Here is a 13,178-nt window from a genome sequence, read left to right on the forward strand (position 1 = left end):
TCAGATCGATTGAAGAGCCCGCAACACGTCGAGCATGCCGTGCCCCTGAAAGCTGCGCTCGCGGCCAAGATCCGTCGCGCTCTCGCACAGGATGCGTTTGACCCGACGCGGCTGCCCGATCAGCTCTTCGTATCGGGCGAGCAGCATCGCCGCGGCTCCACTGACCATGGGAGCCGCCATGCTGGTGCCCGATTCCGGAGCCCAATCATCATTCGGAACGGTCGATAGAATTCGCTCACCGGGCGCGACGAGATCCGGCTTCGCGCGGCCATCGCCAGTTGGACCGCGGCTCGAGAAGAAGCTGATTCCGTATGTATGCGGCCAATTCCCGTGGGTCGATCCAACCGTGATGACGCCCTCGGCGTTTCCTGGATCGGTGATACTGAAGGCGGCGTAATTTTCGAACGGACCGTCCTTCGTTTCGAATTTCTGAAAGCCGCGATTGCCCGCTGCGGCCACGACCACCACTCCGCTTTCGACCAAACGCTCGCATTCGTTGCAAATCGGCGTCCGCCCACATGCAAAATTGCGCACGTTATGGGGAATTGAGAGGCTGAGATTCGCGCCGTGAATCATGATGTAGTTGTGCCGCTCGTTGACGTAACGGATGTACTGCATGGCAGCGATAACGGCGAACTCGGTCTCCTCCAGGCTCGCACCCAGCACGCGGAAATCGTAGAGTCCGATGTCCGGGCACATGCCGCCAGCGTATTTGCCGTCCTTCTGGTCCGCTCCGATGATTCCGGCAACGTGGGTCCCGTGCGAACTGGGCAGCTTTTCAGACTTGTCGTTTGGATCCGGCCTCTTGACCGTGATTAGCCTTTCGACGGTCGCCCAGTTGATGGGGCGCTCCTTCTCGAAGTCTTCGGCAATCTTCTCTAGATTGACGTCCACCTCGGCTTCAGCGAGCCCGGACGTTCGGATCAGCTTTTCGCGGGTTTGAGCATCGACGTCACCCGTCTCACTGCTAACGATCTCGCGAATATTCGTGAAGTCGAAGATTTTCCTGACACGCGACGTCGGCTTCTCGCCGGACGTCATGAACGCGTCGTGATTGTTTTGAATACCGGAATCAAGGACTGCCCAAACGATGTTCTTGCACTGGACGTTGAACAGCGACCTCGCAGCGTCGGCCTTGACCGCTGGCACCGACCGATCGAGCGCGGGAACGGCCGATCGGTTGAGCGATACCTGGAAAATACAAGTTGGTCTCTCTTCCGCCGGCTCGCTCCTGGTATCGACGCCGTCGTTCTGCTGCCGAGCATTCTCGTCCGCTTTGACTACTTCATAAAGTGCGAACATGCCGGAGAGAATCTCGTCAGCATAGTCCCGGTATCGTTCCAATGCCTGCTCAAAGGTCAGTGGCTCCAGTGGTTCGTCCCAACCGACGGGACGTTCCAGCTTGCAAATCCAGTAGATCAATCCGGCGAGCGCGATATACCTTTGGAGCGACGTGGCATTGTCCAATGTGCGTTCGCGCAGCGCGTTGGATCTCTTCGGCCCTTGCTGGAGCAGCTTTTTGATCGTCCCCTGATTATCGCCGGCATCCACGCCTTCGATCCTTTCGGCCACCTTCGGCTCGCGCCACCATTGTGTCCGCGGCACCAGGATGCGCAGCACTTGGTCGAAATAGAGCCGCGCACCGACGAGCCCCTGCAAATAGGCGACCTTGGCCTTTGTTGGAGGCCGGCCAGGCGGCGCAGATTCGACCGGCACTTTCAGCGCGCCTGCGATGGTACGGGCCACGCTCACCGCGGTCGCATTCTTGTGCGGCGTAATCAGAACGTCCTGGGCGATGCCCGGATCGAGAGCGTAAGCCGCCCAGACATCGCCGAGCAGCGGCGAGTCCTGCAGCACGCGCCTGTCGTCGCGGGGACCCAGGAGGATATGTTCGACCACTTCGGGCGGAACGGAGAACTGCTTGGGTCTTCCGTCGGCCGAGACCGGCCAAGTCGGCCCGCGGCTCTTGGGTGTGCCGCTTTGCGGTTTTGCACGCCGCTTACGCCCCTTGTCGTCCGCCATTGTCGTCTTCCTCAGACACCAGACTCCGGATAGGGAAAGGTGGGCGGCGGCCCGACCGCCGCGAGATGCTTGCGCAGGGCTGCATCACACACGGCGTAGCCCCAGTTGATCAGTCTTTCCTGCGTCGTCGCGTCCAACCGCTTCAGACGTGTCGGCACTTCCGCAAGTTGCAATGTACGCTCGAAAGGACACGGCAGAGCATCGGCCAGCCCGTAATTCGCGATGTCGGTGCGGATGCCCCAATAGGCGCCCTTGCGCGTTCCCGATTTGAAGGAGTCGATGACCTGGCGCTTGCGCAGCGAACGCACCTGATTGTCGATCAGATTGAGGATCCGGTAGGAATGCCGCGGCCAGTCCGTCTCCGGCTCCTCCTCAGCCTCGATCTTGCCGCCGGCGTCGCTGACCAGAACGGTCTGGTGGCGCTTCCATGCGGTCTCGAGGCCGAGATTGTCGTAGGCGCCGCCATCGCTGAGAACGACGCGCGTTGTAAATGGAGGCCGCTGCAGGTCGAGCCCGGTACCGGGCACGAAATCGCTGTCCTTGAGGCGCAATTCGAAGGGAGAGAGGACCGGAGGAAAAGCGGAGGACGCCGCCACGGCTTGCGCCAGCAGAATTTCTGGATTCTTCACCTCGCCGACGCGGTAGTCGCGCATATAGGGCTTCATGAAGCGCCAGAGCGCGCCTGACTGCACGTTCGTCGCATTGATCACGAAGCGCGGCTCGTCAGGCATATCCTGCAGAGTCTTGCCGCGAAACAGGTGATCGTCATACGACTCGGCAATCCGGTCGCCGATGCTGCCTGGTAACAGCGCGCCCAGGATGACCGACTCGGCATCGATTGTGATGCCGGCGAAGGCGCGCAACGGCGCGACGAATTTCGGAATGAAATCGCTGTCGACGCTGTCGGGTGTGAAGCTGAGGCCCGGCCACGCCAGCGCCAACATGCCGGCAGTGATCGACCCGCCGGAAACGCTCGATATGCGCCTGACGTTCTTCAGCAGTCCTGTTTCATATAGGCGCCACAGGACGCCGACATGAAACACCATCGCGCGATATCCTCCGCCGGAAAGGCAGAGCGCAGTGGTTGGTTCCAGCGGCTTGTTCTCGTCGTCGGTCGGTATCGGGTGAACCGGATCGGAAATCATGGGGCCCCCAAAAATCCTAGGGTACCTTCAGCAATTCAAAACAACCTGAATATAGCCATAGCAGAATCTACAACCAGCTTAGCACCTCAACCCCTGAATGTGAAGCGCATCTGCATGCGACCGCTGCGCACAGCTGTTCAAGGTCGCTTCTTCAGGCGCGCCCGCTTCGGCAAGGTCGCCGGCCATTGCACGACGTGGTCCTCGAGCTCCTCGTCCGGGACCTCCTCCTCGCTGCCCTCCACGCGGCCGCGCACGGAGACGCCGGCTTCGTGCACGGTGTTGGGGTCACCCGAAACCAGCGGATGCCACCAATAGAGGTCGCGCCCTTCGGCGACGAGCTTGTAGCCGCAGCTCGGCGGCAGCCAGTTCAGGGTGCGGACATTGGCCGGGGTCAGGCGGACGCAGTCCGGAACCTTGTCGGAACGATTCGGATAGTCCTTGCAGGCGCAGCTCGTCCCGTCGAGCAGCTTGCAGCCGATATGGGTGAAGTAGATCTGCCCGGTATCCTCGTCTTCGAGCTTGTTCAGGCAGCAGCGGCCGCAGCCGTCGCACAGGCTTTCCCACTCGCGCTCCGACATCTGTTCCAACGTCTTGGTTTTCCAGAAGAATCCTTCCTGGCCTTGAGATCGTTTGGGAGCTGCGGTCATGCGCCTCAACAACAGTTCGAAAGAGCTACGGCAACGCCATCTAGGGCGCGCGGCGGCAATGGTGCAAGCGAGGCCCCTTTGAGGCCCGTAATGAACCGGGGGTCAATTAGGCCTGTTGTTCAAAATAGCGAGCGTGGCCATTGGTTTATGAGCCCCGCTCGGCTAGAAGGAACAGCAAGTCCCTCGGATGCTGGCCGGGCGCCTTGGGTTTGCCGCAACATACCCGCAAGACGTCTCGATGCCGCCCCGGCCGGGTGCTTGAACGCTTTCGAAGCAAGCCGCAAGGGTTCTAGGTGCGCCAGATCATACCACCGCATTGGAAGCAGAGGATCCGGAATTTCTTCCTGGATCTCGATGCGCGCATCGACTCCTCGCTGTTCTCCTCGGCCAAGGGCATCCGCGAGCTCTACGAGCGCTACTCGACCTTCATGGACCGCTTCTATGTCGGGCGGTGGAAGCGCTGGGTGTTCATCGAGCCATTCTCGGAGGCCGCAACCCTCGGGCTTGGCGGCCTCGTCGTGATGCTCGCCCTCGCCATTCCGGCCTTCCGCGAGACCGCGGACGAGGACTGGCTGAAGAAGTCCGACCTCGCGGTGAGCTTCCTCGACCGCTACGGCAACCCGATCGGCAGCCGCGGCATCAAGCACAACGACTCCATTCCGCTGGAAGACTTTCCGGACGTGCTGATCAAGGCGACGCTGGCGACCGAGGACCGCCGCTTCTACGAGCATTTCGGCATCGACATCGCCGGCACCGCGCGCGCGCTCGTCACCAACGCGCAAGCCGGCGGCGTGCGCCAGGGCGGCTCCTCGATCACCCAGCAGCTCGCCAAGAACCTGTTCCTGAGCAACGAGCGCACCATCGAGCGCAAGGTCAACGAGGCCTTCCTCGCGATCTGGCTGGAATGGCGCCTGACCAAGAACGAGATCCTCAAGCTCTATCTCGACCGCGCCTATATGGGCGGCGGCACCTTCGGCGTCGACGGCGCGGCGCATTTCTACTTCAACAAGTCCGCGCGCGACGTGACGCTGGCGGAAGCGGCGATGCTCGCCGGCCTGTTCAAGGCGCCGACCAAGTACGCCCCGCACATCAACCTGCCCGCCGCCCGCGCGCGCGCCAACGTCGTGCTGGACAACCTCGTCGATGCCGGCTTCATGACCGAGGGCCAGGTGTTCGGCGCCCGCCGCAACCCCGCCTTCGCGGTCGACCGCCGCGACGAGGCCTCGCCGAACTATTATCTCGACTACGCCTTCGACGAGATGCGCAAGCTGGTCGATACCTTCCCGAAGTCCTACACCGAGCGCGTCTTCGTGGTGCGCACCGCCATCGATGCCAACGTGCAGAAGGCGGCCGAAGACGCTGTCGAGAACCAGCTGCGCCAGTTCGGCCGCGACTATCACGCGACGCAGGCCGCGACCGTCGTCGCCGATCTCGACGGCGGCATCCGCGCCATGGTCGGCGGCCGCGACTACGGCGCCAGCCAGTTCAACCGCGCCACCGACGCCTATCGCCAGCCCGGCTCCTCGTTCAAGCCCTACGTCTACACCACCGCGCTGCTGAACGGCTACACGCCCAACTCGATCGTGGTCGACGGCCCGGTCTGCATCGGCAATTGGTGCCCGCAGAATTATGGCCATTCCTATTCCGGCTCGGTGACGCTGACGCAGGCGATCACCCGTTCGATCAACGTCGTGCCGGTGAAGCTGTCGATCGAGATCGGCCGGAAGAACGAGCCCAAGACGCAGAACCCCGCCAAGGTCGGCCGCGCCAAGATCGTCGAGGTCGCGCGCCGCTTCGGCATCAAGGCGCCGCTGCCCGACACGCCGTCGCTGCCGATCGGCTCGGACGAGGTCAACGTGCTCGAGCACGCGGTCGCATACGCGACCTTCCCCAATCGCGGCAAGGCGGTGACGCCGCATGCGGTGCTGGAAGTGCGCACCGGCGCGGGCGACCTGGTCTGGCGCTGGGACCGCGACGGCCCGAAGCCGCGGCAGGCGATCCCGGCTTCCGTCGCCGCCGACATGTCCGGCATGATGAGCCACGTCGTCAGCGAAGGCACCGCACGGCGCGCCGCGCTGGACGGCATTCCGACCGCGGGCAAGACCGGCACGACCAATGCCTATCGCGACGCCTGGTTCGTCGGCTTCACCGGCAATTTCACCTGCGCGGTGTGGTACGGCAACGACGATTACTCGCCGACCAACCGCATGACCGGCGGCTCGCTGCCGGCGCAGACCTGGCACGACATCATGCTCGTGGCGCATCAGGGCGTGGAGGTCCGGGAGATTCCCGGCATCGGCATGGGCCAGAAGCTGCCGCCGCAGCATGTGAGCAACGCGCAGGCCAACGCGGCGCCGAAGGTGCTGGAGACCAAGCCCGGTCCGCCGCCGGTGCTGACCAAGCGCGGCGCGGACATCCTGGTGCGGGTCGAGAAGCTGCTGGATGATGCGGCCAAGGCCGCGAACAAATCGACGGCGAATGACAGCAAGCCGGCCAGGCCGTCCTCGTCGACGAGCGCGCTCGCCTTCCCGCAGAACTATGCGGAAGACAACGCCAACACCTCTGCCCCGCGCAAGAACTGATCGAAAGCAAGTGCGGCTGATCCTGACCACATTGACGGCGCTTCTTCTCGCGACGGTCGTCGGCGTCGGCGCGACGTGGATGACCACGACGCGCGGCACCGAGATCGGCGCGCTGACCATCGGCCCCTGGACGGCACGGCCGCGCACCGGCACCGCCGACGTCGATCCCTATTCGCGCGCCACCATCGTCCGCAACGGCGAGCTGCCGATCGGCACCGGCGACGGTGTCGCCTTCACCGCCACCACCGACGACAGGAAGAAGGCGCTCGACGGCCGCTGCGACGTGGTCGTCTCCGGCGTGACGCCGCCGGCGCGGTTCTGGACGCTGACGCTCTACGACCGCAAGGGCCATCTCGTCGCCAATTCGCTGCAGCGCTACGGCTTCACCAGCCAGGAGATCGTGCGCTCCTCCGACGGCTCGTTCGAGATCCGGATCGCCTCGCGCTCGCGCGCCGGCAATTGGCTGCCGACCGGCGGCATCGAGCGCTACGCCTTGATGCTGCGTCTCTACGACACGCCGGTCGGCGTTGGAACGCGCACCCAGCGCGATGCGCCGATGCCGAGCATCACTACGGTGGGCTGCTCATGATCCGGCTCGTCTTCACCGTCGTCGCCGGCGTGGTGCTGGGCCTCGTGGTCCATCTCGTCAGCGTGCTGGCGCTGCCGCGGATTGCCACGCAGGATGCCTATTCGCGGCTGACGCCGATGACCAGGGTGAACGCCGTCACCCAGCTTCCGCTCGCCGATCCCAACAATTCGCCGATGCCGTTCATGGATCCGGCCTTCGCGCTGGCGATCTGTCGTTATGATCTGTCTGGCGGGCCGATCAAGCTCACCGTGCCGGTGAGCCAGGCCTACACCTCGGTGTCGTTCTACACCCGCAACGAGATCGCCTATTACGCCATCAACGACCGCTCCGCGGGCCGCAAGGTGATCGAGCTCGACCTGATGACGGAAGCGCAGCATAGCGAGCTGCCGGAGGACGAAGAGGTCACCGCGGCCGACCGCCTGATCATCGATTCCCCGACCACGACCGGCCTGATCCTGATGAAGGCGCTCGCGCCCGAGCCCGGCTTGATGCAGCAGGCGCAAGGCTCGCTCCAGGCTGCGACCTGCGCCCCGCAGACCGAGCCGCCGGCCAAGGCCGAGGCACCGCGCAGCCGGCGGTGAGCGCGGCCGCCAACAAAAAGTGCGAAAACAACCCCATGCACAGTAGCGGGGCGTTGAAATCATTACGCTCTTCCGCCGACCGCAACGATACCGCCGGGGACGCGTGCGTACCTTTGACTCGTCGGGCAAAACAGGGGCATACTGGCATCATCGAGAGTTGATCACACCCGCACGGAGCCGTCCGTCGCGGGTGTTGTCTTTGGCGCATCTTTCCGTGTCCATGCGAAACAATCCTGCCGCGTTCGGCTCGGGCACAATCATCGGCACTCTGGGCGGCTTGATCGGTCTCGGCGGTGCAGAATTTCGGCTGCCCCTGCTCATCAGCCTGTTCGGATTTCGCGGCCTCGAGGCCGTGATTCTGAACAAGGCGACGAGCCTGATCGTGGTGGCGAGCGCACTGCCGTTTCGCGCACGCGCCGTTCCGTTCGCGGAGATACATGCCCATTGGCCGATCATCCTGAACCTGCTGGCGGGCAGCCTCGTCGGCGCCTATGCGGGGGCATCCTGGGCGACGCGTCTGGAGTCCGGGACGCTGTACAGGATCATTGCCGTCCTGCTGCTCCTGATCGCCGGCATGCTTCTGTTCGCACATGGCAACGAGGCGGCAACCCCACCGGCGCTGACAGGCGTGAGCCTGATCGTCGCGGGCATAGCAGCGGGCTTTGCGATCGGGATCGTGGCATCGTTGCTCGGCGTTGCCGGAGGGGAATTCCTGATCCCCACCCTGATCTTGTTGTTCGGCGCGGACGTGAAGCTCGCGGGCAGCCTCTCGCTCGCGGTGAGCCTGCCGACCATGCTGGTGGGATTTGCGCGCTATAGTCGCGACCAGAGCTTTTCGGTGCTCCGCGCGAATTGGCAGTTCATGCTTGCAATGGCCATCGGGTCGGTCGTCGGGACATTCATAGGCGGCCTGCTTCTCGGCGTCGTCCCGAATTCGATTCTTCTGCCGGGATTGGCCGTGATCCTGGTCATTTCGGCGGTGAGAATCTGGCGGCATGAGTAGGCTGGTTCGAAACAATGCCGCAACCGGCGATGCGCCCTCGATCGGTTCGCAGATCGAGACGGATCGCTAGAGCATGATCCGGAAAAGTGTGAAGCGGTTTTCCGAAAAGATCATGCTTCAAAACAATAACCTAATGCGCGATGACGATTCATCCTAATCGCATCGCGCTTTAATGGATGATCTGGCCGAGGAAATCCCTCGCCCGCTCCGTCCTCGGCGCGCGGAAGAAGGTTTCGGGATCGGCTTCCTCGACGATCGAGCCGCGATCCATGAACACCACCCGGTCCGCGATCTCGCGGGCAAAGCCCATCTCGTGCGTGACGCAGACCATGGTCATGCCGTCTTTCGCGAGCTCCACCATGGTGTCGAGCACCTCCTTGACCATCTCCGGGTCGAGCGCCGAGGTCGGCTCGTCGAACAGCATGATCTTCGGCTGCATGCACAGCGCCCGCGCGATGGCGACGCGCTGCTGCTGGCCGCCGGAGAGCTGCCCCGGATATTTGTTCGCCTGGTCGTGGATGCGCACCTTGCGGAGCAGACCGATCGCGCGCTCATGCGCATCAGTGCGGGACAGGCCCCGCACCTTCATCGGCGCCAGCATGCAATTCTCGACGACCGAGAGGTGCGGAAACAGGTTGAAGCTCTGGAACACCATGCCGACCTCGCGACGAACGCCGTTGACGTCGGTCATCCGGTCCGACAGCTCGATGCCGTCGACGACGATGCGCCCCGCATCGTGCTTTTCGATGTGGTTGATGCAGCGGATCAAGGTCGACTTGCCCGAGCCGGAGGGGCCGCACAGCACGATCTTCTCGCCGACCGCGACCGTGAGATTGACGTCGTTCAGGGCCGTGAAATGGCCGAACCGCTTCACCAAATTTTCAACGGTGACGATGGACGCCCGATTCCCCTCAGCGAACTCAAGCATTTTTCCTCTCCAAAGACTGGGATGACCGTGCGCAGCGCTAGCGGCGTAGTCCCGCGATCGCATATCGCTTGCGCAAGGACGCTACGCATTGCGATGCCGCCGAACTGATCGCGAGGTAGACCACCGCAATCACCAGATACATCTCGACCAGACGGCCATTGAGCTGCGCCAGCTTCGAGGCTGCGCCAAGCAGATCGGTGAGCGAGAGCACGTAGACCAGCGAGGTATCCTGGAACAGGATGATGGTCTGGCTCAGGATGATCGGGCTGGCGACGCGAAGCACCTGCGGCAGGATCACGGCGCGATAGGTATCGAAGGTCGACAATGCGAGGGCCTGACAGGCCTCGAACTGACCCCGGTTCACGGCGCGCAATCCGACGCGGATGATCTCCGAGTAATAGGCCGCCTCGAAAAGGCCGAAGGTGATGAAGGCGGTCCAGGTGGCGCCGATCGGGACCGGTCGCCCGCTTCCGCCGAGATGACCGAGCACGATCGGCACCAGGAAGAAGAACCAGAACAGGACCAGGATCAGCGGGATCGAGCGCATCAGGGCGACATAGCCGCGCACGAGCTTGCCGAGCACGGGCACTTCGAAGTGCTGCACGAGGGCCAGGCAGGTGCCGAGGACCAGGCCGACCACGAAGCAACGGCGGTCAGCGCCAGGGAAAACAGCAGGCCCGACCAGAGGTAAGGCCACGCCTGAAGCACAACGGAGAAATCGAGGCTGGTCACTTCACGACCTCCATCGCGTCAGGCAGGGAATCAAGCGGTTGGATGGCGTGCGTCGCGCCCGGCTTGACTGCATCGTCCGCAGGGCTCGTCCCCGGAATGCGCACGGCCCTGTCGATCAACGCCATCCCCTGATAGGCGATGAGCGCCAGCGCGAGGTAGACAAGCGTCGCGGCGCCGAAAGCGGTGAAGGTCTGGAATGTCGCTTCGCTGATCTGGCGGGCCTGCGCCGTCAGCTCCATCAGCCCGATCGTGAGCGCGACCGAGGTGTTCTTGTAGATGCCCATCACCTCGCTGGTCAGGCTCGGAATGATCAGGCGCAGCGCCTGCGGCACGATGACGTAGCGATAGGTCGGATACCCGCTGAGCCCGAGCGCGCTTGCCGCTTCGACCTGACCTTTCGGCAGGGCCTCGATCCCGGCACGCACCTGTTCGGCGATCCGGGCGGCGGTGTAGAGACCGAGGCACACCAGTGCCGGAAAGAACGATCCCCAGGGTGGCGGAATCTGCTTGATGGCGTTCCCGAGCGAGGCGGGAAGAATCTCCGGCAGGACGAAGTACCAGAGAAACATCTGCACCAGCACGGGGATGTTGCGGAAGATCTCCACATAGAGGCGGGCAAGTGCCGCGACGGCTCGGTTCTGCACAGTGCGGCCGATGCCGACGACGATCCCGACCGCGAAGGCAATCCACCAGCCGAAGAACGCCAGCGCGAGGGTCCAGCCGAGGCCCGACACGAGCCAGTCGATATAGCGCTGGCCGTCTGCGGTCTGTTCAAGAAGCACTGCAAACATGGCGAACCTCAGGGCTCGGTTTGCGGGACACTCTCCGCCGACGTCGCAATTAGTCCACCGCGTCGCTGGGACGCGCGATCCGTTCCGTGAGCTCGACCGTCAGCGGAAACGCCAGGTTCTCGTTCTTGGGCGGAATTGGCCTGGTGAACCATTTGGCGTAGGTCTTTTCGAACTGGCCCGATGCCATCTGCTTCGACAGAACGTCGTCGACCAGCGCCTTGAAGCCGGTATCGCCCTTCGTGAACATCAGGCCATAATAGATCTTGGCGTAACCCTCGGGGAGAAATATCAGCGCATCCGGCTTCGGAGCTGCGGCCTTGAGGCCGGCGAGCAGAATGTCGTCCTCCATGAACGCGGCCGCGCGGCCGGTGTTCAGCATCAGGAAGGATTCGGCATGGTCCTTTGCCTGGACGATGTTGAAGCCGAGCTGCTCCTTCGCATTCACGCCTTGCGCGAAGCCGACGGCATTCGAGCCCTGGGTGACGACGATGGTTTTGCCCTTGAGATCGCCGGCCGTCTTCAGGCCGCTATCCGCTTTGACCAGCCAGCGCGGCTGACTGACGAAGGTGGCGACGGAAAACGAGACCTGCTCCTGCCGCTTCCTGTCGTTGGCCGTGCCGCCGCACTCGATGTCGACGGTGCCGCTCTGGATCAGCGGGATGCGATTGGACGAGTTCACCGGAACGTAATTGACTTTGAGATTGGGTAAGGCGGTCTCCGCCTTGATGCGCTCGACGATGGCCGCGCAGAGGTCGAGCGAGAACCCGATCGGCTTCTGGTCGGGACCGAGATAGGAGAACGGGATCGAGGCCTCGCGATGACCGATGGTGATGGCGCCGTTCGACTTGATCCTGGCCAGCGTGGGGCTGTCGGCGGCAGAAGCGGCGCTGCCGAGGCCGCCAATGACCGACAGAATGCTCAAGACACATGCAAACTTCGTCATGTACGTCTCCTTGCTGGACAGCCTATGCGGCTCTCGATGATGGCTTCACGCCGCGCCGCTGGATGACCTCGATCAGGCGGTCTACGTCGGCAATCGTGTTGAACATCCCGAACGACACGCGAATGCCGTCCCGCTCCGGAGACACGCGGACGTTATTCTCCTCGAAATGGCCGAGCCATTCGGCCGCGGGCAGCGCAATGACGTAGATGTGCGGCGCGCGATGCTGCCGCGCGCGAGGGCCGACCAGGCGAACGCCCAGCACATCGAGCCGGGCGATGAGATGATCGCCGAGATCGAAACAATGGTTCTGGATGTTCTCGACGCCCAGCGCTTCGATCATGTCGAGCGAGGCATCGAGGGCATGGATCGCCGGAAGATTGAAATTGCCGAGCTCGAAGCGGCGCGCGCTCGGGGCCGGATCGAGCCTGTCAGGCCGGGCGATCAGATCGGCCGGGACTTCAGCGAGGCTCGCAGCCGCAAGATAGGTCGGCTCGAGCTCAGCCCTCGACTTGTCCCAATAGAGCAGGCCCAGCCCTTGCGGCACGAGCAGCCCCTTATGGCTGCCCGAACCGATGAAGGTCGCGCGCATGGCTTTCGCATCGATTGGCACGACACCGATCGCCTGCATCACGTCGACGACGAAATGGAGCCCCTTCTCCGCGCAGAGGGCGCCGATGCTTTCGATGTCGAAACGATGGCCGGCATGGAATGTCACCTGCGAGATCGAGATCGCCCTCGTGCTCGCATCGATGTAGGGACGAAGACTGTCGGCGTTCACGATCTCCGTCATCGGCACGAATGCGACGGTCACACCCTTGCGCCGCAGATTGAGGAACGCGTAGGCGTTGTTCGGATGATCGCCGTGGATCATCAGGACCTTGTCACCGGCGCGCAGCGGCAGCGCATTCGCGGCGATGTTCATGCTTTCCGAGGTGTTCTTGGTGAAGGCGATCCCGTCGCCCGATACGCCGAGAAACCGCGCCAGCTTTTCGCGCGTCTGCTCGACGCGATCGAGCCAGACGCTCTTCGGGCCGGCGGTCTCGAGACCTTCGCTCAGAAAACGATCGATCGCCGCTTTGACGGGGCGCGCAAGCGGCGTCTGGAAGCCGGAATCGAGATAGGTGATCCGCTCGGCAGCCGGAAACTCCCTCCGCACGGCATCGAAGTCGTAATGGCCTGACATCCCGATCTCCTGAAGCACTTCCCCGGTGGCTC

11 protein-coding genes and 1 pseudogene are annotated in these 13,178 nt (G+C 63.4%); 4 read left to right on the forward strand and 8 right to left on the reverse strand.

From position 1 onward, the window contains the following. The 3 genes from GA0061099_RS00530 to GA0061099_RS00540 all read right to left on the reverse strand — a co-directional run bounded on the left by GA0061099_RS00530 (position 1) and on the right by GA0061099_RS00540 (position 3,814). The gene (locus GA0061099_RS00530; protein ID WP_081492903.1) at positions 1 to 2,022 is read right to left on the reverse strand and encodes a S8 family peptidase; all 2,022 of its coding nucleotides are present in this window, start codon (positions 2,020 to 2,022) and stop codon (positions 1 to 3) included. A gap of 11 nt (positions 2,023 to 2,033) precedes the next feature. Continuing rightward, positions 2,034 to 3,167 (reverse strand): patatin-like phospholipase family protein, encoded by a 1,134-nt coding sequence (locus tag GA0061099_RS00535; RefSeq protein ID WP_036023241.1) that lies wholly within the window; start codon positions 3,165 to 3,167, stop codon positions 2,034 to 2,036. A gap of 137 nt (positions 3,168 to 3,304) precedes the next feature. Then, complete coding sequence (locus tag GA0061099_RS00540) at positions 3,305 to 3,814, reverse strand: YcgN family cysteine cluster protein (RefSeq protein ID WP_036023239.1); 510 nt, start codon at positions 3,812 to 3,814, stop codon at positions 3,305 to 3,307. Between the two features lie 293 nt (positions 3,815 to 4,107). Between GA0061099_RS00540 and GA0061099_RS00545 the strand changes: the two genes are divergently transcribed. The 4 genes from GA0061099_RS00545 (at position 4,108) to GA0061099_RS00560 (ending at position 8,569) form a co-directional block, all read left to right on the forward strand. Further along, a complete protein-coding gene (locus tag GA0061099_RS00545; protein WP_036005842.1) occupies positions 4,108 to 6,396 on the forward strand; it encodes a transglycosylase domain-containing protein in 2,289 nt (762 codons plus the stop codon). 10 nt (positions 6,397 to 6,406) lie between these two features. Beyond that, positions 6,407 to 6,985, forward strand: a complete 579-nt coding sequence (locus tag GA0061099_RS00550; protein ID WP_036005844.1) for a DUF1214 domain-containing protein — start codon at positions 6,407 to 6,409, stop codon at positions 6,983 to 6,985. Further along, a complete protein-coding gene (locus GA0061099_RS00555; RefSeq protein ID WP_036005846.1) occupies positions 6,982 to 7,566 on the forward strand; it encodes a DUF1254 domain-containing protein in 585 nt (194 codons plus the stop codon). The genes GA0061099_RS00550 and GA0061099_RS00555 overlap by 4 nt, the downstream gene beginning before the upstream one ends. 220 nt (positions 7,567 to 7,786) lie before the next feature. Next, entirely contained in the window at positions 7,787 to 8,569 is a 783-nt protein-coding gene (locus tag GA0061099_RS00560) for a sulfite exporter TauE/SafE family protein (protein ID WP_036005848.1), read from the forward strand. A 169-nt stretch (positions 8,570 to 8,738) separates the two neighbouring features. On the opposite strand, the gene GA0061099_RS00565 is transcribed toward GA0061099_RS00560, so the two are convergent. The 5 genes and pseudogenes from GA0061099_RS00565 to GA0061099_RS00585 form a co-directional block, all read right to left on the reverse strand. Then, on the reverse strand, positions 8,739 to 9,497 hold the full coding sequence (locus GA0061099_RS00565) for an amino acid ABC transporter ATP-binding protein (protein ID WP_036023225.1): 759 nt from the start codon (positions 9,495 to 9,497) through the stop codon (positions 8,739 to 8,741). Positions 9,498 to 9,534: 37 nt separating this feature from the next. Then, positions 9,535 to 10,229 (reverse strand): annotated as a pseudogene (locus GA0061099_RS00570) (amino acid ABC transporter permease). After that, the gene (locus GA0061099_RS00575; protein ID WP_036023223.1) at positions 10,226 to 11,020 is read right to left on the reverse strand and encodes an amino acid ABC transporter permease; all 795 of its coding nucleotides are present in this window, start codon (positions 11,018 to 11,020) and stop codon (positions 10,226 to 10,228) included. Before GA0061099_RS00575 ends, GA0061099_RS00570 begins: the two are co-directional and overlap by 4 nt. A gap of 49 nt (positions 11,021 to 11,069) precedes the next feature. Beyond that, positions 11,070 to 11,963, reverse strand: coding sequence for an amino acid ABC transporter substrate-binding protein (locus tag GA0061099_RS00580; protein WP_036023221.1), 894 nt, complete (start codon positions 11,961 to 11,963; stop codon positions 11,070 to 11,072). Positions 11,964 to 11,985: 22 nt separating this feature from the next. Further along, a complete protein-coding gene (locus tag GA0061099_RS00585; RefSeq protein ID WP_085972064.1) occupies positions 11,986 to 13,146 on the reverse strand; it encodes an aminotransferase class V-fold PLP-dependent enzyme in 1,161 nt (386 codons plus the stop codon). Positions 13,147 to 13,178 lie beyond the last annotated feature (32 nt).

It is taken from the genome of Bradyrhizobium yuanmingense, assembly GCF_900094575.1.
In the GTDB taxonomy this organism is placed as follows: Bacteria; Pseudomonadota; Alphaproteobacteria; order Rhizobiales; family Xanthobacteraceae; genus Bradyrhizobium; species Bradyrhizobium yuanmingense.

Excerpts from the sequence above, each read along its gene's own strand:
- GA0061099_RS00535 (WP_036023241.1), bottom strand. The coding sequence starts at position 3,167 with ATGATTTCCGATCCGGTTCACCCGATACCGACCGACGACGAGAACAAG.
- GA0061099_RS00530 (WP_081492903.1), bottom strand. The coding sequence starts at position 2,022 with ATGGCGGACGACAAGGGGCGTAAGCGGCGTGCAAAACCGCAAAGCGGC.
- GA0061099_RS00540 (WP_036023239.1), bottom strand. The coding sequence starts at position 3,814 with ATGACCGCAGCTCCCAAACGATCTCAAGGCCAGGAAGGATTCTTCTGG.
- GA0061099_RS00555 (WP_036005846.1), top strand. The coding sequence starts at position 6,982 with ATGATCCGGCTCGTCTTCACCGTCGTCGCCGGCGTGGTGCTGGGCCTC.
- GA0061099_RS00585 (WP_085972064.1), bottom strand. The coding sequence starts at position 13,146 with ATGTCAGGCCATTACGACTTCGATGCCGTGCGGAGGGAGTTTCCGGCT.
- GA0061099_RS00565 (WP_036023225.1), bottom strand. The coding sequence starts at position 9,497 with ATGCTTGAGTTCGCTGAGGGGAATCGGGCGTCCATCGTCACCGTTGAA.
- GA0061099_RS00575 (WP_036023223.1), bottom strand. The coding sequence starts at position 11,020 with ATGTTTGCAGTGCTTCTTGAACAGACCGCAGACGGCCAGCGCTATATC.
- GA0061099_RS00560 (WP_036005848.1), top strand. The coding sequence starts at position 7,787 with ATGCGAAACAATCCTGCCGCGTTCGGCTCGGGCACAATCATCGGCACT.
- GA0061099_RS00580 (WP_036023221.1), bottom strand. The coding sequence starts at position 11,963 with ATGACGAAGTTTGCATGTGTCTTGAGCATTCTGTCGGTCATTGGCGGC.